This window comes from Robertmurraya sp. FSL R5-0851, from assembly GCF_038002965.1.
GTDB classification, from domain to species: Bacteria; Bacillota; Bacilli; order Bacillales; family Cytobacillaceae; genus Robertmurraya_A; species Robertmurraya_A beringensis.
In genome coordinates, this window is record NZ_JBBOOE010000001.1 from 4,741,022 (window position 1) to 4,763,934 (window position 22,913).

Annotated in this window: 24 protein-coding genes; 1 reads left to right on the forward strand and 23 read right to left on the reverse strand. The window is 38.5% G+C overall.

Annotated elements, in window-relative coordinates:
* Positions 1-16 precede the first annotated feature (16 nt).
* The 12 genes from rplI to MKX65_RS24175 all read right to left on the reverse strand — a co-directional run bounded on the left by rplI (position 17) and on the right by MKX65_RS24175 (position 10,615).
* Positions 17-466: a 50S ribosomal protein L9 gene (rplI, locus tag MKX65_RS24120; RefSeq protein WP_160547710.1), complete on the reverse strand. Its 450-nt coding sequence runs from the start codon at positions 464-466 to the stop codon at positions 17-19.
* Positions 463-2,436, reverse strand: coding sequence for a DHH family phosphoesterase (locus tag MKX65_RS24125; protein WP_160547709.1), 1,974 nt, complete (start codon positions 2,434-2,436; stop codon positions 463-465). Before MKX65_RS24125 ends, rplI begins: the two co-directional genes overlap by 4 nt.
* A 28-nt stretch (positions 2,437-2,464) precedes the next feature.
* Complete coding sequence (locus MKX65_RS24130) at positions 2,465-3,403, reverse strand: DUF2232 domain-containing protein (protein ID WP_160547708.1); 939 nt, start codon at positions 3,401-3,403, stop codon at positions 2,465-2,467.
* Positions 3,404-3,530: 127 nt separating this feature from the next.
* Entirely contained in the window at positions 3,531-3,770 is a 240-nt protein-coding gene (rpsR, locus tag MKX65_RS24135; protein ID WP_066059822.1) for a 30S ribosomal protein S18, read from the reverse strand.
* A gap of 54 nt (positions 3,771-3,824) precedes the next feature.
* Positions 3,825-4,346, reverse strand: a complete 522-nt coding sequence (gene ssb / locus MKX65_RS24140; protein WP_066059769.1) for a single-stranded DNA-binding protein — start codon at positions 4,344-4,346, stop codon at positions 3,825-3,827.
* A 72-nt stretch (positions 4,347-4,418) separates the two neighbouring features.
* On the reverse strand, positions 4,419-4,706 hold the full coding sequence (gene rpsF, locus MKX65_RS24145) for a 30S ribosomal protein S6 (RefSeq protein WP_160547746.1): 288 nt from the start codon (positions 4,704-4,706) through the stop codon (positions 4,419-4,421).
* Between the two features lie 129 nt (positions 4,707-4,835).
* Positions 4,836-5,825, reverse strand: coding sequence for a glycosyltransferase family 4 protein (locus tag MKX65_RS24150; RefSeq protein WP_340906102.1), 990 nt, complete (start codon positions 5,823-5,825; stop codon positions 4,836-4,838).
* Between the two features lie 40 nt (positions 5,826-5,865).
* On the reverse strand, positions 5,866-6,057 hold the full coding sequence (locus MKX65_RS24155; protein WP_340906104.1) for a hypothetical protein: 192 nt from the start codon (positions 6,055-6,057) through the stop codon (positions 5,866-5,868).
* A gap of 164 nt (positions 6,058-6,221) precedes the next feature.
* A complete protein-coding gene (gene ychF / locus MKX65_RS24160) occupies positions 6,222-7,322 on the reverse strand; it encodes a redox-regulated ATPase YchF (protein WP_160547705.1) in 1,101 nt (366 codons plus the stop codon).
* A gap of 147 nt (positions 7,323-7,469) precedes the next feature.
* Positions 7,470-9,494 carry a molybdopterin-dependent oxidoreductase gene (locus MKX65_RS24165; RefSeq protein WP_340906105.1) on the reverse strand — a complete coding sequence of 675 codons (2,025 nt, stop codon included), beginning with the start codon at positions 9,492-9,494 and terminating at the stop codon, positions 7,470-7,472.
* Positions 9,495-9,512: 18 nt separating this feature from the next.
* Positions 9,513-9,710, reverse strand: coding sequence for a DUF951 domain-containing protein (locus MKX65_RS24170; protein ID WP_160547703.1), 198 nt, complete (start codon positions 9,708-9,710; stop codon positions 9,513-9,515).
* A gap of 5 nt (positions 9,711-9,715) precedes the next feature.
* Positions 9,716-10,615 carry a mechanosensitive ion channel family protein gene (locus tag MKX65_RS24175; RefSeq protein ID WP_160547702.1) on the reverse strand — a complete coding sequence of 300 codons (900 nt, stop codon included), beginning with the start codon at positions 10,613-10,615 and terminating at the stop codon, positions 9,716-9,718.
* Between the two features lie 247 nt (positions 10,616-10,862).
* Between MKX65_RS24175 and yyaC the strand changes: the two genes are divergently transcribed.
* Positions 10,863-11,501, forward strand: coding sequence for a spore protease YyaC (gene yyaC / locus MKX65_RS24180; protein WP_340906106.1), 639 nt, complete (start codon positions 10,863-10,865; stop codon positions 11,499-11,501).
* Positions 11,502-11,536: 35 nt separating this feature from the next.
* On the opposite strand, the gene MKX65_RS24185 is transcribed toward yyaC, so the two are convergent.
* The 11 genes from MKX65_RS24185 to rpmH all read right to left on the reverse strand — a co-directional run bounded on the left by MKX65_RS24185 (position 11,537) and on the right by rpmH (position 22,267).
* Positions 11,537-12,253: a DUF554 family protein gene (locus MKX65_RS24185; RefSeq protein WP_160547701.1), complete on the reverse strand. Its 717-nt coding sequence runs from the start codon at positions 12,251-12,253 to the stop codon at positions 11,537-11,539.
* Positions 12,254-12,365: 112 nt separating this feature from the next.
* Positions 12,366-13,223 carry a ParB/RepB/Spo0J family partition protein gene (locus tag MKX65_RS24190; RefSeq protein WP_160547700.1) on the reverse strand — a complete coding sequence of 286 codons (858 nt, stop codon included), beginning with the start codon at positions 13,221-13,223 and terminating at the stop codon, positions 12,366-12,368.
* Positions 13,216-13,977 (reverse strand): ParA family protein, encoded by a 762-nt coding sequence (locus MKX65_RS24195; RefSeq protein WP_066059793.1) that lies wholly within the window; start codon positions 13,975-13,977, stop codon positions 13,216-13,218. The genes MKX65_RS24190 and MKX65_RS24195 overlap by 8 nt, the downstream gene beginning before the upstream one ends.
* Before the next feature lie 731 nt (positions 13,978-14,708).
* Positions 14,709-15,578, reverse strand: coding sequence for a nucleoid occlusion protein (noc, locus tag MKX65_RS24200; protein ID WP_160547699.1), 870 nt, complete (start codon positions 15,576-15,578; stop codon positions 14,709-14,711).
* Positions 15,579-15,718: 140 nt separating this feature from the next.
* Complete coding sequence (rsmG, locus tag MKX65_RS24205; protein WP_340906107.1) at positions 15,719-16,435, reverse strand: 16S rRNA (guanine(527)-N(7))-methyltransferase RsmG; 717 nt, start codon at positions 16,433-16,435, stop codon at positions 15,719-15,721.
* A 36-nt stretch (positions 16,436-16,471) separates the two neighbouring features.
* On the reverse strand, positions 16,472-18,364 hold the full coding sequence (gene mnmG, locus MKX65_RS24210) for a tRNA uridine-5-carboxymethylaminomethyl(34) synthesis enzyme MnmG (RefSeq protein WP_340906108.1): 1,893 nt from the start codon (positions 18,362-18,364) through the stop codon (positions 16,472-16,474).
* A 29-nt stretch (positions 18,365-18,393) separates the two neighbouring features.
* Complete coding sequence (mnmE, locus tag MKX65_RS24215; protein ID WP_340906109.1) at positions 18,394-19,779, reverse strand: tRNA uridine-5-carboxymethylaminomethyl(34) synthesis GTPase MnmE; 1,386 nt, start codon at positions 19,777-19,779, stop codon at positions 18,394-18,396.
* 287 nt (positions 19,780-20,066) lie between these two features.
* Positions 20,067-20,687, reverse strand: a complete 621-nt coding sequence (gene jag, locus MKX65_RS24220) for an RNA-binding cell elongation regulator Jag/EloR (RefSeq protein WP_340906110.1) — start codon at positions 20,685-20,687, stop codon at positions 20,067-20,069.
* The gene (gene spoIIIJ / locus MKX65_RS24225; RefSeq protein ID WP_160547696.1) at positions 20,684-21,460 is read right to left on the reverse strand and encodes a YidC family membrane integrase SpoIIIJ; all 777 of its coding nucleotides are present in this window, start codon (positions 21,458-21,460) and stop codon (positions 20,684-20,686) included. Before spoIIIJ ends, jag begins: the two co-directional genes overlap by 4 nt.
* A 159-nt stretch (positions 21,461-21,619) precedes the next feature.
* Complete coding sequence (gene rnpA / locus MKX65_RS24230; protein WP_160547695.1) at positions 21,620-21,979, reverse strand: ribonuclease P protein component; 360 nt, start codon at positions 21,977-21,979, stop codon at positions 21,620-21,622.
* Positions 21,980-22,132: 153 nt separating this feature from the next.
* Positions 22,133-22,267 (reverse strand): 50S ribosomal protein L34, encoded by a 135-nt coding sequence (gene rpmH / locus MKX65_RS24235; protein ID WP_066059809.1) that lies wholly within the window; start codon positions 22,265-22,267, stop codon positions 22,133-22,135.
* Positions 22,268-22,913 lie beyond the last annotated feature (646 nt).

The following is a 22,913-nucleotide window of genomic DNA, read 5'->3' on the forward strand; positions in this document are numbered from 1 at the left end:
AATGGAACTTCCAAATTTAGTTTACTTCTTTTACGTGTACGTTTAAAGTAGCTTGAACTTCGGTATGAAGCTTTACTGGTACCTTTGTATAGCCTAAAGCACGGATCGCATCTTCTAGTTCAATTTTACGTTTGTCAATTTTAATATTATGCTTTTTCTGCAACTCTTCTGCGATTTGCTTACTAGTAATTGAACCAAAAAGTCGTCCACCTTCACCCGCTTTTGCACTTAATTCGACTGTGATTTTTTCAATCGTTTCTTTTAGTTTTTTTGCTTCAGCAAGCTCTTCAGCAGCTACCTTTTCTTGCTTCTTTTTCTGTCCCTCAAGGGTGCTAACATTTGTTGAATTTGCTTCTACTGCAAGTCCCTGTTTAATCAAGAAATTTTGTGCATACCCATCGGCAACATTTTTCACTTCACCTTTTTTTCCTTTTCCTTTTACGTCCTTCAAAAAGATTACTTTCATTCTTTCTTTCTCCCTTCCGTATACTCGTGAATGGCCGTTTGCAGTCTTTCTTCTGCTTCCTCAATCGTTACATCAGTCAGCTGTGTTGCTGCATTTGTTAAATGGCCTCCACCACCTAGATTCTCCATAATAATTTGGACGTTTACGTCACCTAACGACCTGGCACTAATTCCAACCGTTTGATCTGATCGCTTCGAAATAACAAATGACGCTTGAATTCCGTCCATTGTCAGCAGGGTATCTGCCGTTTGTGCAATTAATATTTGGTCGATCATCTGCGTGTTACTTCCCTTTGCAATGGCGATCCCTTTTTTATAAAAATATACCGTTTCAATCAATTTAGCACGTTTCAAATAAGAATCCACATCTTCTTTTAAAAACTTTTGTACAAGAACCGTATCGGCCCCTTGTCCTCTTAAATAAGACGCTGCATCAAAGGTTCTAGCTCCCGTTCGAAGAGTAAAGCTTTTGGTATCAACGATAATACCAGCTAAAAGAGCTGTTGCTTCCAGCATATCAATCTTTCCCCGTTTTGGCTGATATTCTAATAACTCGGTAACGAGCTCTGCTGTAGAGGACGCATATGGCTCCATATAAACAAGAAGCGGACTTTGGATGAAATCTTCTCCTCTTCTATGATGATCAATTACCACAACATGATCAATTTTTGATAATAAACGCTCTTCAATAACTAATGATGGTTTATGTGTATCTACGACCACTAAAAGCGTATCCTCCGTGGCAAGCTCTAGAGCCTGTTCTGGTGTCACAAAACGTTCAAACAATGATTCATGCTTTTTGATTTCCTCTAACAATCTTTGAACACCGGTATCAATATCGTTTGGATTTAAGACGATATAAGCATCACGCTCATTCATTTGGGCAACCTTTTGTATACCTATTGAAGCTCCAATAGCGTCCATATCCGGACTTTTATGCCCCATAATGATGACCTTGTCGCTTTCTGTAACAAGCTCCTTAAGAGCATGCGAAATGACCCTAGCACGTACTCTTGTCCGTTTTTCAACAGGATTCGTTTTTCCACCATAAAACTTTACCTTACCATTGGTTAACTTAATCGCCACCTGGTCGCCACCACGACCTAGCGCTAAATCAAGACTTGATTGTGCTAACGAGCCTAACTCTGGCAGGGAGGAGACACCAGAACCTACTCCTATACTCAAGGTTAATGGAACATTTTGCTTTGAAGTCGTTTCTCTCACATCATCAAGGACAGAAAACTTTCCTTTCTCGAGCAATTGCATGATATTTTCATTGAATACAGCAATAAAGCGTTCAGATGTTATTCTTTTAAGGAACACTCCATTTTCCTGTGCCCACTTATTTAAAATAGATGTAACAAGGCTATTCAAACTACTTCTTGTCTGATCTTCCATCCCTTGCGTTAATTCATCATAATTATCTAAGAAAATAATTGCAATGACGGTTCGTTCATCTTCATATAACTTTTCAATTTCTGTTTGTTCCGTTACATCAAAGAAGTACAACAGTCTTTCCTCAGGACGGTGAATGACTCTAAATTTACGCTCATGAATCGTGATGATTTCGGTTTCAACATCTTGCTTGATTAAAGGAATAAGTGATTCACCCACATCATAGAGCGACCTACCAACCAGTGTATCCTCTTCAAAGCATGAAGCTAAGAACGGGTTCGTCCACTCGATATAGTAGTCATCATTAATTAACATAATACCGATTGGCATTTCCATGAGCGCTTCCTCGCCCACTTTTTTTACTCGATAGGACAATGTAGTTATGTATTCTTCCATTTCTTTTCTTTGTTTTCTTTCAAGCTGAAAGATATAGAAAAAGGGAAGGAATGCTACTATTAATCCGATTAAGCCTAGTAACCAATTGTACATAGCAATTAATCCGAGAAGCACCACTGTTATGGCAATTAATGCGTAGATGGGGTAGCGAATCGATCGCTTTTCTAGATAAGAAGGCATAATTTCAGCTCCCACACAGTAGTGTATTTTATTGATTTTTGATCCTTTTTCTTAAATCAAAGCCTAAATCAATTATACCTAATATCCGGACAATATAAAGTAATTGTGGAAATAACAAGACTCCAATTGTGAACATTATCGGTACTGCCCTAGGAAACTTCTTTGCATGACTAAAGTAATAAATAAAGGCCAAACCTTGTAAAACCATTAACCATTGAAGCAAAAAGGCGATATTTACAATGGCCATAAAAGCAAAACTTCCCTCTTCAGGGTTAAAAATCATTGAAGCAATGATGGAAAATAAATAGATCCATAAAATACTTTTTGGCAACTGAAGATAGCGAAATGGTTTCCAGTTAGAAATTTCAACTTGAAAACGTTTTGCTATAGGAAAACTAACTAGTTGAATAAAGAATACGGCAAGAAAGGCAGCCATCACAAACAAAGTTGGCTTCAAATACCTTCCCGCCTCTATTCCAGCAAGTAATTCTTCCATCTCCTTCTCATTTGGAGTTTGTCCTAATGATTCCATGATTGATAAGGAAGATTCTATGGAAGCTTTGGTTGCAGCTATCGTTTCATCAATAAAGTCGATTTGGAAAAAAGCGACTGAAATAGCATAAGTCAACACGACGGTGAATAGAAACGCTATAGAACCACCAATATAAATCGCTTCCCTGCTTTTCTTCTCTCTAATAAAGTCTCCCATCACTAAGCCTGTTAGACCAAAGGTAATGGCTAATGGGATGGCAAATATTGTTCCCACTATTAGTGATAATAAAATAGAGGCTACAAAAAACACTAGCATACTTTTGCGGTCATTTTTATACGCAAAAAGAATAAAAGGTAATACCAAGAACAAATTGGTAACCATCCCTAATATGGGCATATATGTTGTTAACAAGAGAAGAGCTGCATAAATAGCTAGTAATAAAGCTCCTGTTGTTAACTGTCGAACATTCTTCAATCCCTCACCTCATTTAATTGCATCACTTCTATTTTATCTAGTTCTGGAGATGGATTCAACTCATACAGATTCGTCGTTATAGCTAAATATAAAAAAAGACACCACTATGGGTGTCTTTCTCCGCTCATTATTCACCAGTAACGTATGGTAGTAATGCCATAGTACGTGAACGCTTGATAGCAACTGTTAATTTACGTTGGTATTTAGCGTTTGTACCTGTTACACGACGAGGTAAAATTTTACCACGCTCAGAGATGAATTTCTTAAGAAGATCTACATCTTTGTAATCGATATGAGTGATTCCGTTTGCTGTGAAGAAGCAAACTTTACGACGCTTAGCGCGTCCACCTCTACGTCCTCCGCCCATTGCCATGAGTATTTCCCTCCTTTTTATAATAAAAATCGTATTTTCAAGGATTTTTTAGAATGGTAAATCATCATCGGAAATATCGATTTGACCACCGTCATTTGCGAATGGGTCTTCATCCATTCTAGTATAACCTTGGTTATTATTGTTGTTGTTTCTATATGGTTGATTCTGATTGTTATTCCCGTATGGTGAAGCTTCTCTTTGACCGCCGAAGCCTCCTGCGTTCCCGCCAGGAGCAGAACCACCAGAAGCACCTCTTGGCTCCAAGAATTGAACACTTTCAGCTAATACTTCAGTGACATATACTCGCTTACCATCTTGTCCATCATAGCTGCGTGTTTGAACACGACCGTCTACACCAGCAAGACTTCCCTTTTTCAAGAAGTTTGCTACGTTTTCTGCAGGTTTACGCCAAATCACACAGTTGATGAAATCCGCTTCTCTTTCTCCTTGCTGATTCGTAAACGTACGATTGACAGCAAGCGTAAAAGTAGCGACAGGAACACCATTTGGTGTATAGCGTAATTCAGGATCTTTCGTTAATCGACCGACTAGAACAACACGATTCATCATCAGAATCAACCCCCTTTCTTCCACGTCTAATGTTTCATGTGAAACATCACATTTAGAAGTAATTATCTATTCTTATTTCTCGTCTTTAGTAACCATGTGGCGGATAATATCTTCGCTAATTTTTGCTAAGCGAGAGAATTCTTCCACTGCAGCTGGATTAGAATTAACTTTAAGAATTTGGTAGTAGCCATCACGGAAATCATTGATTTCGTATGCAAGACGACGCTTACCCCACTCTTTTGATTCAGTAAGTTCCGCACCATTATCAGTTAAGATTGTGTTAAAACGCTCAACTAAGGCTTTTTTAGCCTCATCTTCAATGTTTGGGCGGATGATGTACATAATTTCGTACGCTCTCATCACGTTCACCTCCTTTTGGTCTAAACGGCCCAATTGGGCAAGGAGCAATATTCATTACTCACAAGAAGAAATTATACCACAGCAAGAAACGAAACACAAGGTTTGATTAAAGGCACTCTTGGTTTACAGTTAAGCATTCTTTTTTAAAGTGACTATTTTCTGCTTAATCGTTCGTTTACACTCACTGATTAATTCGTTGAAGATGCCTTCCCATGTTTGCTTTAGTGCATATTCTCTTGCGTTTTTCCCCATAATGAGCCTGCTTACTTTATGATTGATTAATTGTTCCGTTTCCTTAATAAAATCCTGGTAAACTCCAGCCTCACATATCTTTCCTGTTTTGTTATGCTCTACAATTCCACTTACTCCTCCACGATTAGAAACAATGGCAGGAGTTCCGCTTGCCAGCGCCTCTAATACTACGTTCCCAAATGTTTCTGTTTGTGATGGAAAAACGAATAAATCACTCGCTGCATAACAAGAAGCTAGCTCATTTCCACTTAAGTATCCCGTCATTGTTATATTTTTGTTCTCATTTGATAGACTAGATATCTCCCCAAAACTAGGACCATCCCCTACAATTAACCAATGGACGCTTTCTTTCCACTTTTCCGAGAAATGTTCAATCATTTTTTGTAATGTAAATAGGTCTTTTTCTGGTGCAAGTCTCCCTACGTAAAGGAGAATTATGGGGGATTTTATATTATATTTCTCTCGAATGTTGACCGTTTGGTTAGAAGGTTGAAAAAGAGAGCAGTCTACCCCTCTCGTCCATATAGATAGGTTCGTGAAGTCTTTTGTTTGGAGATGCGCTAATGTCTCCTGGGAGGGAACAAAAATTCGTTCTGAGGAAGAATAAAACCATTTTAAATATCTCCACAGAATCGGAGATATCCAACTGAGCTTGTAATAATCCAGGTACTGGTCAAAGTGTGTGTGATAAGAAGAAATGATTGGAATATGTAACTTTTTAGCTGCATGGGAGCCTAGTACTCCCATCGTTAATGGCGTAGCCACGTGGATAAAATCTGGAGAAAAAGCTTGTACTCGTTCAAGGATGGTATTCGGCAGAGCCAATGCTGTTCGACACTCTGGGTAGATAAAAAAAGGAATGCTCATAAATTGGTGAACATAGGGATAAGGATTACTTCCCTCGAGTTCAGGTGCGAACTACCTCTCTAAGCTCTAACGGACCAAACAACCAAACGAATAAAGGTATTCCAATAGAGCAAAGAGCCCCTCCTAAATGAGTAACCCATCTAAAGATTTGAATAAGGAATAACGGTTGCTTGTTTAATAAGTAGAATATGATTTCATCTGATTTTACAATCCAATCCATTGTTCGCTTCACTTATACACCCTCCTTTCTAACGCTTTCAGTTTAAGTGGTAAACATTGAAACCAGATTGATTTACTGTTAAGAAAACGTAAAAAACCACCTTGATTTCTCAAGGTGGTTCTCATTTTATCCAGCTCCAGGCCTGTCGTGCGCTGAACAGGGCGCTTGCGCTTTTCTTATACATTAAAGCGGAAATGAATGATGTCTCCGTCTTTTACTTCGTATTCTTTTCCTTCTAATCGAACTTTACCAGCTTCTTTAGCAGCAGCCATGGTACCGCCAGCTAGTAAATCTTCATAAGCAACGGTTTCTGCACGAATGAACCCACGCTCAAAGTCAGAGTGGATAACTCCTGCACATTGAGGGGCCTTCATCCCTTTACGGAATGTCCATGCACGAACTTCCTGTACTCCAGCCGTAAAGTACGTTGCTAATCCTAGTAAATGATAAGCCGCACGAATTAGCTGATCAAGACCCGATTCCTCGATACCCAGCTCAGAAAGGAACATTTCCTTTTCTTCCCCTTCAAGCTCAGCAATTTCTTCTTCAATCTTTGCACAAACGACAATGACTTGTGCATTGTCCTTTTCAGCAAACTCTCTCACTTTTTGTACGTATTCATTTGAAGACGGGTCCGCAACATCTTCTTCCCCTACATTAGCCACATAAAGAACCGGTTTAATCGTTAACAAATGAAGTTGTTTTACTACCTTCATTTGTTCTTCAGTAAACTCGACTGTACGAGCAGGCTTGTCCGCTTCAAACGCTTCCTTCAACTTTTCAAGGATTTCTGCTTCAAAAACAGCATCCTTATCTTTTTGTTTCGCCATTTTCCCAACACGCGCAAGTCTTTTTTCTACTGATTCAAGATCAGCTAAAATTAACTCAAGATTAATCGTTTCAATATCGTCAATTGGGTCTACCTTACCAGAGACGTGAGTAATATTATCATCAGCAAAGCAGCGTACAACCTGACAAATGGCGTCCACTTCACGGATATGGGAAAGAAACTTGTTTCCTAAACCTTCCCCTTTACTCGCACCCTTTACAATCCCAGCAATATCAGTAAACTCAAACGTTGTAGGTACCGTTTTTTTCGGTTGAACAAGCTCTGTTAATTTTTGTAGTCTTTCATCTGGAACTTCTACAATTCCTACGTTCGGATCGATTGTACAGAAAGGATAGTTCGCTGATTCAGCTCCTGCTTGGGTAATCGCATTAAATAATGTAGATTTCCCTACGTTCGGCAAACCTACAATTCCTGCTGTTAGTGCCATCCAAGTCACTCCTCATTTATATATTCGCACCAAAATTCGTCGATACAACTATATCTATTTGTTTCATTTTTTCTATTTTTAAAAGCCTTTAGCCTTAAACAATTATAGAGATATGATAGCAAAAAAACAAGAACAAGAAGAATCCGCCTAAACGGCAGTTTCATCTTGTTCTACTTTTCTAATATTTACTAAGCAATCATACAAAGTACTTCCCAGTCCGTTATCCGATTCCTCACTTGGGGTAAGAAGGTTGACCGATCCTCCATACTTCTTCCAAATGCCCTCATCTATGTTAATGGTATTTGGATGTGCATTAGTAAGGATTTGAACATAGCCTTTTACCGCTCCACGCTCATTCCATACTTCTACAAAATCATTTTCTGCTAAATGAAGATCCTCTGCAATATTTGCTGCTAATTCAACTCGAAGCTTTGGTTGTTGAGCAAATAAATGATAGTGTTGAGAATGGTTTGAACGCATGGGATGAATAGTTAAGAGCTGATAAGGATATTTCTGAGCTAACTCAGGGCTAGTAATGATCGATTCATTAGGTAGGGACAAAGATAAACGTCCATCCTCCCCCTGTTGGATCGCTCGATTAGAGACAAACTCATATTTGCCGCTTGGGGTTTTAAAATGAAAATCACTCCATGGAACTTCATCTACTGGAAGTTCTACATGATAATTTTCTTTAAATGTTTGGAGCGTAATTCCTTTACCCTCTAAATGTTGAATGGCCATTGTCATCCATTCATCTCTAGAGTAGTTAAAATCCTCCCCAAAACCAAGTCGGTTAGCTAATTCTGTCCATATCCACAAATCTGATTTTGCTTCCCCAGGTGATTCCACAAGCTTTGGACCATAGTTAGCATAATGATGATACATGGAAGAATAATAGATGTCTTCCTCTTCAAATGCCGTTGTCGTCGGAAGAATATAATCAGCCATTTCTGCTGTATCTGTCATGAACGAATCAATTACAACCACCGTATCAACAGAGGAAAATGCCTTTATCAACTCATTTGTATTAGGAACTTGTGCAATCGGATTTCCGCAAGTAACAATAATCATTTCAATTGTTGGGTTCACTGCTTCTAAAATCCCTTTTGCCTGCTTCATCATAGTAAAGTGGCGGGCTTCTTTCCGTCGCTCCGGTAATGTTAATTCCCCAAACTGAAAGCTCTGTCCTACCTGCTTATTCGCATAATTTGCTCCACCACCGCGAATCCCAATGTTTCCACTTATAGCAACCAATGCATCAATGAGACGAATGGTATTTCCCCCATTCCCGTAACGTTGCATTCCTAGGCCAAAATAAGTGGATGTGGGTCTATCACCGTATAAATGAGCAAGCTCTGTCATAACATCTATCGATACTTCCGTTATTCTACTAATCTCTTCAAGAGAAACGGTTTGAATTAATTCCTTCACATGAGTAAATCCAACCGTATATTTTTCAATAAAATCTATGTCAGCCCGTTCTAAACGTAGGAGCTCTTTCATGATACCTACTGCTAGAATTCCATCTGTGCCTGGCTTAACCGTAATATGTTTATGGGCTAGTTTCGCAGTTGCATTGTATAACGGGTCAATTACATAAAGTTTGGTTCCGTTACGTTTTGCTTCTTGTAGAGCAGAATAAAAATGCATATTCGTTCTAGCTACATTTCTACCCCATATCACGATATTTTTACTATTCAGTACATCTCCTGGGGCATGACTGTATGCATCACCAAAATCCCGGTTTTGTGCTTCAATTCCAGCCCCCCAGCATAGTGAGCCCGTTAACTCTGTTACACCACCATAACCATTAAAAAACCGTTGATCGAGATTTTTCAACAAACCTCCATTGGCATAATCATGGCTATGCAAAATAGAAGTGGTCCCCTTATTTTTCTTTAGCCAAGACATCTTTTCAGCCAATTCATCTAGTGCTTGGGCCCATGGTATTCTATGAAACTCACCATTTATCTTTTTTAAAGGGTAAAGAATTCGTTCAGCAGAATTGGTTCGTGCTTCAAGCATTCGACCCCTTCCACAGATTTTCCCTTTTGTAATCGGGTGGGTTTCATCGCCTTCCACCCGAGTTACCCTTCCATCCTCGACTGTTACTTTAAATCCACAGCTGTCCCAGCAATTTAACGGGCATGCAGAAGTATACGTGTTCGCCATACTCATCCCCCTACTTCTCTAGCTCTCCGCTCTTTCTAACACTTTTTTCATCTTCCGTGAAAATTCCTTTCGAGGAATTAACACACTATGGTCACAGCCGATACATTTGATACGGATATCCATGCCTAAACGAATGATTTTCCAACGATTGGCTCCACATGGGTGTGGCTTTTTCATTTCAACCACGTCATTCAAGTTAAATTCCTTTTGCTCCAATGCTCTCACTCCAATTCATTTCCCCATGCCTTCTTAGAAGTAACCTCATCTTGACGTGAGTACATAACCATACGAGGATAAGGGATTTCTATTCCATTTTGATCCAACCATTCTTTTAGTTCTTTGCGTAACAAGCGTGCTACAACAAAGTGTTTCATCGGTAATGTTTCTGCAGCTATACGCAAGACAACATCGGAGGCAGCTAAATTTTGCACTCCTAAAATCTCAGGTGTTTTAATGATATCCTCATATTTAGCAGGCATTTCTTGTAAGAGTTCAGAAATCACGGTTTCTGCCTTTTTAATATCACTCTCATACGAAATGCTTAAATCAACAACTGCCATACTATTATACAGAGAGAAGTTTGTTACTTCCGTAATATTACCATTTGGTAAAATATGAAGTTCCCCTGTCCATGTCTTAATTTTTGTTGTTCGTAATCCAATCTCTTCAACTGTTCCCTCAAACTGTCCAATTCGAACAAAGTCACCAACTGAAAATTGATCTTCGAAAATAATAAAGAATCCTGTAATAATATCACGAACAAGGTTTTGTGCTCCAAAACCAACGGCAAGTCCAACGATCCCTGCCCCTGCAAGCATCGCACTTACATCTATGGTTAATGTTGATAATATCATCATAAAGGCAATAAAGTACACTACATACGTTAGGATATTTTGTAGCAACTTTAAAAGAGTTGCCTCTCTTCGCTCCGATACACGTAATGGAGAACGAGTTCTGACTTTAAAGACATTTTCAATCATCACTTTTCCAACTTTTATGAAAATGCCTGAAAGGATAAAAATCGCAATAATCTTCAGTGCTCCTTCTCCTAAAGAAAGCCATAAATCTTCGTTCATTGCTTTTTCTTTTATATCATTTAATATTTTCTCCCAGTATTTCATTAAACCACCTCATCATATATTGTTGGAGATTTTACTTATTTTATCAATTTCCATACTCCCTTTGTAGTATAAAGGGTTTCCTCCTTCAAATTACCTATACCCCTTCTACCAAAGAGTTCCCAAGACCTGCTTAGTAAAATGGAATTCCTCCTTCCAACTACCCTTTTTCCAAATTACATAAACAGTACGTATACAATTCGTTTTTCTTCCGTATACTGTTACTACAATTTACGAAGGAGTGGACCCAGTGAACTTGAAATCTAGCTTTTTTGATAAGAAAGAAGACAATGGTGCAAGGATTTCCTATGACGATCAACGTGCTTCTCACAAACTAGCAATTGAACTAGTTTCTATTCTACCAGTTGCTACCATTGAACGTCCGATTGTATTTGTTTGTATAGGAACTGACCGTTCAACAGGTGATTCATTGGGACCACTCGTCGGCACACTTCTTGAAGAGAAAAGACTGAACTCCTTTTACGTTTATGGAACCCTCGAGGACCCTATTCATGCGGTGAACTTAGCTGAAAAGCTTGAGGACATCAAAGCGAAACATTTTAATCCTATTATCATTGCGATTGATGCTTGCTTAGGTCGTCTCAAAAGTGTTGGTTTCATACAACTGGCAGATGGCCCTGTTAAACCAGGAGCTGGTGTAAATAAAGAACTTCCATCTGTAGGTGATTACCATATCACTGGAATTGTTAATGTGAGTGGATTTATGGAATACTTCGTCCTACAAAACACTAGATTGAACTTAGTTTTAAAAATGGCTAAAGTCATAGCGAATGGAATTTATCAAGCAAGTGTTACTTATCCACCTGTTAATAGGTGGATAAATATTGGAAACCACATAACGAAAGACGCAATTAGTGGAAGAGAATAACAAAAAGAGGCCTTTAATTAGAAGGCCTCTTTTTGTTATCTTAGTATAGTTTCAACAAGTGACATGATGGTCACAATTAAAGCAACTACTAAAATACCTGGAAGCATATTGGCCACTCGTATTTTCGTAATTCCTGTAATATTTAATCCAATAGCAAGAATCATAATTCCGCCTGTAGCAGTCATTTCTGCGATAAAGCTAGTCATAAGTGCATCTGATACCAAACGATCAATCTGGGTAGCAAAAGCGGCTATAGCTCCTTGATAGAGCATGACCGGAATAGCAGAAAAAATAACACCGATTCCAAGAGTGGTTGTTAAAAATAGTGCAGTAAATCCATCAATAATGGATTTTGTATATAACACATCATGATCACCCCTAATGCCGCTATCAAGTGCACCAATAATAGCCATCGCACCTATTACAAAGATAAGCGTTGCCGTTACAAACCCTTCTGCAATACTTCCTTGCTGGGAGCTCCCTACCTTCCTCTCCAACCATGTACCTAGAGCATTCAACTTCCCATCTAAATCTAGCCATTCGCCAAGCACAGAGCCAATTACAAGACTAATGATGACAATGAGAAAATTTTCACTTTTGAAACCCATTTGAAGTCCTAGCACAACCACTGCAAGACCAATACTAAACATAACTGTTGTTTTCATTGATTCTGGAATTCTATGAAGAAGCTTCCCCAACAATGCCCCTACCACTATCAATAATCCATTTACAAGAGTACCTAATAAAAACATACCATCCACCTATTATAATTATTTCGTTTCTCGAAAAAGCATGCTAACAATTTAGCATGAAATTCACAAAAAAAACCATCCCATTTGATGGTTTTTAAAATATCTATTTTAATTAGGATTCTTGATTATTATTTAATAATTCGAGAATTCTTTCTAAATCATCTTTTGAGAAAAACTCTATTTCAATTTTCCCTTTATTTTTAGACTCTTTAATATTGACAGTTGTGCCAAATCTCTCACGCAAAAAGCCTTCACGTTCTTTAATAAAAACATTTTTCTCTGGCCTTGGCTTCTTTGTTTCACGTGGAACATTATCATTCAACTGTTGAATAAGTTGTTCTAACTGGCGAACATTTAAGCCTTCTTTCATTACTTTCTCAGCAATTAGAGGTAACTTTTCCTTCTTTCTAAGGCCAAGTAAGGCACGACCATGCCCCATTGAAATCTTTCCATCTGAAATCAGCTGTTGGATTTTGGTTGGCAGTGTTAACAAACGGACGAAATTTGCAATATGTGGTCGACTCTTCCCTAGTCTTTTAGCCAACTGCTCCTGTGTTAAAGAGAGCTTTTCCATTAGTAACTGATAGGCTGCCGCTTCTTCTATCGGGGTCAAATCTTCTCTTTGTAAGTTCTCTAGTACAGCAAGTTCCATCATTTGTTGTTCAGTTAATTCTCGAATGACAACAGGAACTTTTTCAAGCCCCGCTTCTCTTGCTGCTCGAAAGCGTCTTTCACCAACAACAATATCATAGCCCTTTATACTTTTTCTAACGATTATAGGCTGTAAAATACCATGCTCAATAATTGACTGCTTTAGCTCTTCAATTGCCTCTTGGGTAAAGATCTTTCTCGGCTGATAAGGATTAGGACGTATTTCTTTCAAACTAACATCCGTAATCGATTCCTGTTTGTTTGGCTCCTCGATGTTTGCAAAGAACGCATTTAACCCTTTTCCGAGTCCTTTAGCCATGCGAAACCACTTCCTTTGCCAAATCTAAATAGACTTCTGCACCTCTAGATTTTGGATCGTAAATGATAATCGGCTCCCCATGACTCGGTGCTTCACTTAAGCGGATATTTCGGGGAATAATGGTTTTGTATACTTTATCTTGAAAATACTTCTTTACTTCTTCAATTACCTGTAGTCCAAGATTTGTTCTGGCATCTAGCATCGTAAGAAGGACACCTTCGATTTTTAAATCTTGGTTTAAATGCTTCTGGACGAGTCGAACGGTATTTAGAAGTTGACTTAACCCTTCAAGTGCGTAAAATTCACATTGAACAGGGATAATAACAGCATCTGAGGCAGTTAACGCATTTAAGGTCAATAAACCTAATGATGGTGGACAGTCGATAATAACATAATCGTAAGATCCTTTTACTTCCTCAAGTGCCCTTTTTAATCTCACTTCTCTTGATATGGTTGGAACAAGTTCAATTTCTGCACCTGCTAACTGAATCGTAGCGGGGATAGCATATAGGTTTTCAACGGATGTAGGCATGATAACTTCCTTTGCCTCCACGTCATCCACTAATACATCATATATACATTGCTCCACGTCAGCTTTTTCAATACCAACACCACTTGTGGCATTTCCTTGTGGATCAACATCAACTAGCAATACTTTTTTCCCTATATATGCTAAGCAGGCACCTAGGTTTACAGAAGTTGTTGTTTTACCAACTCCTCCTTTTTGATTCGCAATGGCAATAACTTTCCCCAATGGTGTCACCTACCTTTATCTTCAATAATAACATTTACATTTGAAAACTTTTAAAAAGACAATCACGTATTCTATTCTATCATGAAAAAGATAGGAGAATCATATTTTTTATTTCCCAAGGGCGTTAATTGAAAAAAATAACAAAAATGAGGTACTTAGTAAAGTTCGATTTCCGTTCCGGGTGGACGCTTTCCGCGGGCGGGGCCGAGCCGCTTCCCTCGCTACGCTCAGTCCAGGGTCTCGACTATCCCGCTTTTCCCGCAGGAGTCGCCACCCTCCACTCCAATCCAATAAAGTATTTGCTTATCATTTATTAAATTTAGTGGTGACCTACTATGATGAAGAAAAACCAATTCAGTTAGTCTAGCGACAGTTTGGGAAACTTATATAAAAGTAGCAGAACTTTTGCTGCCATGAATTTAGAGAAATTGAAACTTGGACTTGGCTAGGTGCTTGATGATAACTCTAAAAGGGGTTTAAAACAAAGTTATAAGAGGATATCTGCTGAGTGGAGCGGAGGGTGCTTGACTCCTGGGGGATCAGCGGGACAGGAGAGACCCCGCAAGAGCGGTAGCGATGAGGAGGCTCACCGCCCGCCCCCCGGAAAGCAAGCACCCGGAGCGGAGATCAGCCTTTTCTCTACCATCCAAACAAAAAAATGACAAAAGGCAGCGAGAAGCTACCTTTTGTCGACAATCTGAGAGAAGCTCAACAAAGCTTCTCTTAATCTATTATTTCTTTTTAGGAATTTTGATTGTTATTTGGTAGAAATCATCAAACTCTTCCTCTTCTGAGTTTAAGTTGATGCCACTATCAGAAACCATGGACAGAGATTGACGAATGGTATTAACGGCAATTCTAACATCTTTGCTAAAAGCCTTTCGCTTCGGTTTTGGCTTTTCTGACGTTTCAGCTAGAAGTTTCGCCACTCGATCTTCTGTTTGTTTTACATTTAAGTTTTTCTCAATAATTTCTTCTAGTAATTTTATTTGCTTCTCTGCATCTTTCAAAGGAATGAGAGATCGCGCATGTCTTTCGGTAATTAATTTATTTAGTAGTGCTTCTTGTACCTCTTGCGGCAGCTTTAATAGGCGAAGCTTATTGGCTACAGTGGATTGTCCCTTCCCTAGCCTTTGCGCAAGAGCTTCTTGAGTTAAATTGTGTAATTCCAATAGCTTCCCATAGGCAATTGCCTCTTCAATTGGTGACAGTTCTTCTCTTTGAAGGTTTTCTATTAATGCGACAGAAGCCGTTTCTGTATCATTCATATTTTTCACAATGGCAGGGGCTTCATCCCAACCAAGCTTTTTCATCGCTCTCCATCTTCGCTCACCGGCAATGATTTCAAACGTACCTTCTTCAAATTCTCTTACAACAATTGGCTGGATGATCCCATGTATGTGAATCGTCCGTGAGAGTTCTTCAATTTTGTCCTCATCAAATACCGTCCTTGGCTGGAAGCGATTTGGAACAATTGAATCAATTGGTATTTTTTTTATCTCTTCATGATCTGCTTCGGTTAATACTTCAACCTGTTCTTCCGTCCCAGCTTGTCCCTCTTTTTCGCCTAGGCCAAAAAAGCGTGTGAAAGTCTGCTTCATCACCCTGCACCACCTTTACGAAACTCCCTAATAATGTATTCTATAAAAAAAATCAAGTTCCTGCCCAAACATGCAATGATTGATTATTTTATCCTACATACTTATTAAAAGTATGCCATAAAATGAGCTAAAATGTAACTCTATTCAATTGGTGTTTTATTCGGGGTCCCAGGTTTTCTAGGATATTTTTTTGGTGTCGCCTTTACCTTTTCTACAATAATAATATTTCTTTCACTTTCCTCGATAGGAAGTAAGAATGAATATGTTTCTTTCAAGGATCCTCCGAGTGTGGCAATTGCTTTTTTTCCAACTTCCAACTCATCTTTTGCATGAGCCGCCTTCATAGCTACAAAGGTTCCCCCTACCCTGACAAGCGGCAAGCAAAGCTCACTTAATACAGATAATCGTGCTACCGCTCGAGCTGTAACTAGATCGTATTGTTCTCTGTACTCCTTGTTTTGACCAAATGTCTCTGCTCGGTCATGAATAAAGGTTACTCCATCAAGTTGTAGTTCCTTTGCAAGATTCTCCAAAAAGGTAATTCGTTTGTTTAAAGAATCAACAATGGTTACCTGTAGATGAGGAAATGCAATTTTAATTGGGATGCTAGGGAATCCTGCTCCCGCTCCCACATCACAAAGACTTAACGGTTTTGAAAAGTCATAATAAAACGCGGCAGATACACTATCATAAAAATGTTTTAAATAGACGTCCTCTTTCTCTGTAATAGCCGTCAAATTCATCTTTTCATTCCACTCCACTAATAAGTGGAAATATTGTTCATATTGGTTAATCTGTTGAGGAGAAAGTTCAATCCCCTTCTCCTCTAACATTTTAATAAATAACTCTGTATTCATGCGGTACCTTCTTCCTCACAGCGGAAAAATTTTACTTTATACATCATTTGAAACACGTGCTATTTTTCCCTGTTCCAAATAAACAAGTAAGATGGAGATATCTGCAGGGTTTACTCCTGAAATTCTTGATGCTTGAGCGATGGATAATGGGCGCACCTGCTTCATTTTTTGTTTTGCTTCTGTCGCAATTCCAGAAATGGCATCATAGTCGATATTATCAGGAATCTTTTTATTCTCCATTTTCTTCAGACGATCCACTTGTTGTAAAGATTTTTCAATATACCCTTCGTATTTCACTTGGATTTCTACTTGTTCTTTAATATCAAAATCTAAGTCAATCTCAGATGGGACAATGGCTTCAATATGCCGATACGTCATCTCTGGTCGTTTTAGTAGGTCCGAAGCCCGGATACCATCCTTTAACTCACTTCCACCCTGAGCTTTAATGAGTTCTTGAACTTCTGGCTTAGGTTTAATGATAATACCTTCTAGTCGTTCCTTCTCCGCTTCAATCGCTGCTTTTTTTGTTAAAAAACGTTCATAGCGCTTTTCAGAAATAAGTCCCACTTTACGACCAATTTCGGTTAAACGTAAATCAGCATTATCGTGACGTAACAACAATCGATATTCCGCCCGAGAGGTAAGCAATCGGTAAGGCTCATTCGTTCCTTTAGTCACAAGGTCATCAATCAATACCCCTATATAAGCTTCCGAACGGCTAAGAATGACTTCTTCTTCACCTAATGCTTTTCGACCCGCGTTCATACCAGCCATTAACCCTTGGCCTGCGGCTTCCTCATAACCTGAAGTCCCATTAATTTGGCCTGCTGTGTAAAGGTTCTGAATGACTTTCGTTTCAAGCGTTGGCCATAGCTGTGTCGGAACGATAGCATCATACTCGATGGCATATCCTGGTCTCATCATTTGAACATTTTCAAGACCCGGAATGGTCTTTAAAATTTGATGTTGAACTTCCTCTGGCAAGCTTGTTGATAATCCTTGAACGTATACCTCTTGTGTGTTTCGTCCCTCTGGCTCTAAGAAGATTTGGTGTCGTGGCTTATCATTGAAACGAACAACCTTATCCTCTATGGAAGGACAATATCTTGGACCAGTTCCTTTAATCATGCCTGAATACATAGGAGAACGGTGCAAATTATTATCAATTAATTGATGAGTCTGTTCGCTCGTGTAGGTTAACCAACACGGCAGTTGGTCCGTAATAAATTTGGTTGTTTCATACGAAAATGCTCTTGGCTCATCATCACCAGGTTGAATCTCCGTTTTGCTGTAATCAATGGTATGACTGTTCACACGTGGAGGAGTTCCCGTTTTAAACCGAACAAGATCAAAACCTAGCTCTTCGAGGTGTTCGGAAAGCTTAATAGATGGCTGCTGATTATTAGGTCCACTTGAGTACTTTAGTTCACCAAGGATGATTTCACCACGAAGGAAGGTACCAGTAGTAATAACAACCGTTTTTGCTTCATAAGTTGCGCCGGTCTTTGTAATTACTCCTTTACATATTCCATCCTCAACAATAAGACGCTCTACCATGCCTTGAACTAAGGTTAGATTTTTTTCATCTTCTAATGTTTTCTTCATTTCATGCTGATAACTAAATTTATCCGCTTGCGCACGTAATGCACGTACGGCTGGGCCCTTACCTGTATTCAGCATTCTCATTTGGATGTGCGTTTTGTCGATGTTTTTCCCCATTTCTCCACCGAGAGCATCTATTTCACGCACAACAATTCCTTTTGCTGGTCCACCAACAGAAGGATTACATGGCATAAAAGCCACCATATCTAAATTAATGGTAATCATTAATGTTTTTGCACCTTGACGCGCAGCAGCCAAACCCGCTTCACAGCCGGCATGTCCCGCTCCAATGACGATCACGTCATAATTTCCAGCACTATATTGCATCATGCTGCCTCCTTGTATCTATAAAAAAATTATTTACCTAAACAGAACTGCGAGAATAACTGATCAATTAAGCTTTCATGGATAGACTCTCCAATAATCTCCCCTAAGAGCTCCCAAGTTCTTGTAAAATCAATCTGTACAATATCAATTGGAACTCCACTTTCCACACCTGCGATCGCTTCTTCTATAGTGTGTAATGCCTGGTGAAGTAGGGCGATATGTCGACTATTGGATACATATGTGATATCACCTGTTTCAATCGATCCAGAGAAGAAAAGAGCAGCAATCGCCTCTTCTAAATCATCGACGCCCTGGTCTTCAAGCAAAGAGGTCGTGACAAGTGGACTTTTCCCTGTCAGTTCTTTCACCTTTTCCATATCAATCTTTTGGGGAAGATCTGTTTTATTAATAATGACGATAACATCCATTCCTTCAACAGCCTTAAATAGGTTTTCATCTTCCTTTGTTAAATCATCCGAATAGTTCAGAACTAATAAAATAAGATCGGCTTCTTTTAACACTTGTCTTGATTTTTCTACACCAATTCTTTCTACGATATCCTCTGTCTCACGAATACCTGCTGTATCTAGCAAACGAAGCGGTACCCCTCGAACATTGACATACTCTTCAATGACGTCACGAGTCGTTCCAGGAATGTCTGTAACAATTGCTTTATTTTCCTGAACTAAACTATTTAGTAAAGAGGATTTTCCAACATTAGGTCTTCCGACAATCACCGTTGATAAACCTTCACGTAAAATTTTTCCTTGTTGAGATGTTTCGAGTAACTTTTTCATTTCTACACGAACCAGATTGGCCTTTTCTAACAGCATGTTATGCGTCATTTCTTCCACATCATCATACTCAGGATAGTCGATATTCACTTCCACATGAGCTAAAGTTTCAAGAATTTCCTGTCTCAACCTCTGAATAAGCTTTGATAATCGTCCTTCCATTTGGCCTAGTGCTACATTCATGGCACGATCGGTTTTGGCACGAATCAAATCCATCACAGCTTCTGCTTGTGATAAATCAATCCTACCGTTTAAAAAGGCACGTTTTGTGAATTCACCTGGTTCTGCCAACCTTGCTCCAGCTCGTAATACCAATTGTAGGACACGATTAACAGACACAATTCCACCGTGGCAATTGATTTCTACTACATCTTCTTTCGTAAATGTATGTGGTCCTTTCATCACAGACACCATTACCTCTTCAGCAACCTCACCTGTTTTTGGATCCAGTAAGTGACCGTAATGAATGGTATGTGTTTGCACATCTATCAAACGTTTATTTCTTTTTCCTCTAAATAGTTTATCAGCAATTTGGATTGCTTCATCTCCACTCAGACGAACAATCGCAATCGCTCCTTCACCAAGCGGTGTCGATATTGCCGCAATTGTATCAAATTCCATTGCCTTCACCTCTTCCCGTTAAGGGACATGTATATTCCTTATCTTCATCTATGTCACGAAACTTTACTCATTAAAAGCATTTTTTCCCAAATTATTAGAATAGCACAGTCATTTCTAATAAAAAAGAATTATCCACAAACAAAAAAGTGCATTATGCTTTATCATAACTTATCCACATGTGAATAACAAGAAAAGCGGAAGCGCCTGGTTAGCTCCGACAGGCATAAGATTGAATTAAACTATACAAAAAAAACGACCCCACCAAAGCGGGATCGCTTATCTAACTCTTATTTATTCGGTGTAATCACGATGTAACGATTTGGCTCGACTCCATCAGAGTATGTTTTCACTCGCTTATTACCCATTAAAGCTGTATGAATGACTTTTCTTTCATACGATGGCATTGGTTCGAGCGATACTCTTTGGCCTGTCCGAACGGCTTTAAAGGCAAGTCTATCAGCCAATTGCATGAGTGTATCATTTCTTCTTTTTCGATAATCTTCTGCATCAAGCAATACATTTACGTATTGTTCCGCATATCGATTAATAACTAGCTGCGTTAAATATTGTAGTGAATTTAAAGTTTGTCCTCTTTTTCCAATTAGGAGGGCAATCTTTTCTCCTGAAAGGATAAATTGAACTTGTTTACCTTCTTTTATCACTTCAATATCAACTGGTGAACCCATTTTGTTCGCTACATCAGTTAAAAAGCTCTTTGCTTCTTCAATCGCATCAATTTTTTTAGATACTTTAACAATAGCCGGACGGGTTCCAAAAATACCAAATAGCCCCTTCTTCCCTTCGTCAACTATCGCTATCTCTGCACGATCTCTTGTTGTTTCTAGTTGAGCTAAAGCTGACGCTACTGCTTCTTCAACGGAATTACCCGTAGCAGTTACCTCTCTCACTTTTTCGCTCCTCCTGATTTACCAGTTTCAGCAACCTTTTTTAAATCTGGACCTTTAATAAAATATGTTTGAACAATCATAAAGATGTTCCCTACTACCCAATACAGTGATAAAGCTGCTGGGAAGGTAAATGCAAACACAACAATCATAACCGGCATAATGTAAAGCATCATTTGCATTTGAGGATTATTCTCTACACCCGCCATCATAATTTTCTGTTGGATGAAGGTGGTGATCCCGGCTACAATCGGTAAAATATAGAATGGATCCGGAGACCCAAGGTCAAACCATAAGAAGTTATGCTCTGCAATCTCTCTCGTACGAGATATCGCATGATAAAATCCAATTAAAATTGGCATTTGAATGATTAATGGAAAACAACCTGCAAGTGGATTTACTCCATGCTGCTGAAATAGCGCCATTGTTTCCTGTTGAAGCTTTTGTTGTGTTTTTTGATCTTTTGAACTATATTTTTCTCTTAACTTTTGCATCTCTGGCTGAATAGCTTGCATGGCCTTAGAACTCTTTGTTTGCTTGATCATTAATGGTAAAATCACCAAACGAATCAAAAGTGTTACTAAAATAATACCTAATCCAAAGTTCCCACCAGCAAACTCCGCTGTTTTGACAATTAATAACGATAATGGGTATACAATATACTCGTTCCAAAAACCTTCGCTTTCTGCTGTAATCGGCTTATTATACTCTGTACAGCCCGTAAGTAGTGCCATCAGAAATATGAGGCCGATTAAAAGAAGAAGTTTCTTTTTCAACCGTTTTTTCCTCCTTAATATCTAATATCCTCCAAGTATGTACACTTCAATCTTTAGATGAAAAAAGAAACACACTACTTGTTCGTCTATTAATAATCCAAGTGTATTGTATCATTTTTTATAAGTACAATGCTTTAAAAAAATGCAATCACTTAGATTTTATTTCCTTCTTTCTACTCTAGCATTTAAAACCTTTGCAAGTTTTAAAACATGAGTTAAACTTCCTTTTACTTCATGAAATGACATATCAGAAGCTGGTTTTCTCGCAATAATAATTAAATCATAGTCATTTTTCATATGTTCTTGTAATTCTAGCAGGGCTTGTCTAATATATCTTTTTACTTGATTACGTGTTACAGCATTTCCAATCTTCTTGCTTACAGACAAACCAACACGAAAATGGGTTTGTTCTGGAGCACTTCGTAAATAAACAACAAATTGACGATTGGCTACAGAATTCCCCTTTTTATATACTTCTTGAAATTCTTTATTCTTTTTAATACGAAATTCCTTTTTCATTCAATACACCTACGATCAAGTTTAAAGCAAGTGCTCTAGCTTCTGGAGGCGCACACTGCCCTTCCCATTATTTTCTTCTGTGTGAACATCTATACATAAATCGAACTCTTCTTTCACCTGAATGAGAAAAAAGACCACTGACGTTTCAGTGGCCTAAGCAGATAATACTTTTCTTCCTTTACGACGACGACGTGCTAATACTTTACGTCCGTTTGCAGAGCTCATACGACTACGGAAACCGTGAACTTTGCTGTGTTTACGCTTATTTGGTTGGTACGTTCTTTTCATTATATGACACCTCCCTGAGGAATAACTTTAAAGACAGTCCTTCTAATTATAGAGGCGACCTATAAAAAAAGTCAATAGCCTATCTTCGACTCCTTTTGACAGATAGAATAACAGAAACGATCTTCACTATTTAAAAATAATTTGGCCAATTGCCTCAAAAACATATTTTTCAGCAACTGTTAATAACTTTCGACACGTTTCTCCATTATCCACAACGCTTATTGACAGCTTTTTCACAGATTCTTTCGCTGTGGACAATTTATACTCACAGCTTGTACTTGTTGTGGATAAACTTAAAAAACCATTGCGTCTACTTAATTTATTTGATATTATTATTGTGTTTTCACTCTGGATAAATTCATGTGGATAAATAGACTATCCACAGATTGTGGATATCTTGTGGATAGGTTATTCAGACCCTATGTAGAACGTTGTCCACAAGTCGTGGATATTGTCGAAATTCCTCATTACTTCTTATATATATACTTACCCACATTAACAGATTTGTATATTTATAAATTTATAGGTTGTACAGCTTGTATAACCTATGTTTTTTTGTGATCCTAACGGGAAACATAGAAGAAGTTAGTAGACAGTTTAACCACTTCAAAGATGGCATTTATATTCCTATAAAGGAGGGATCAGT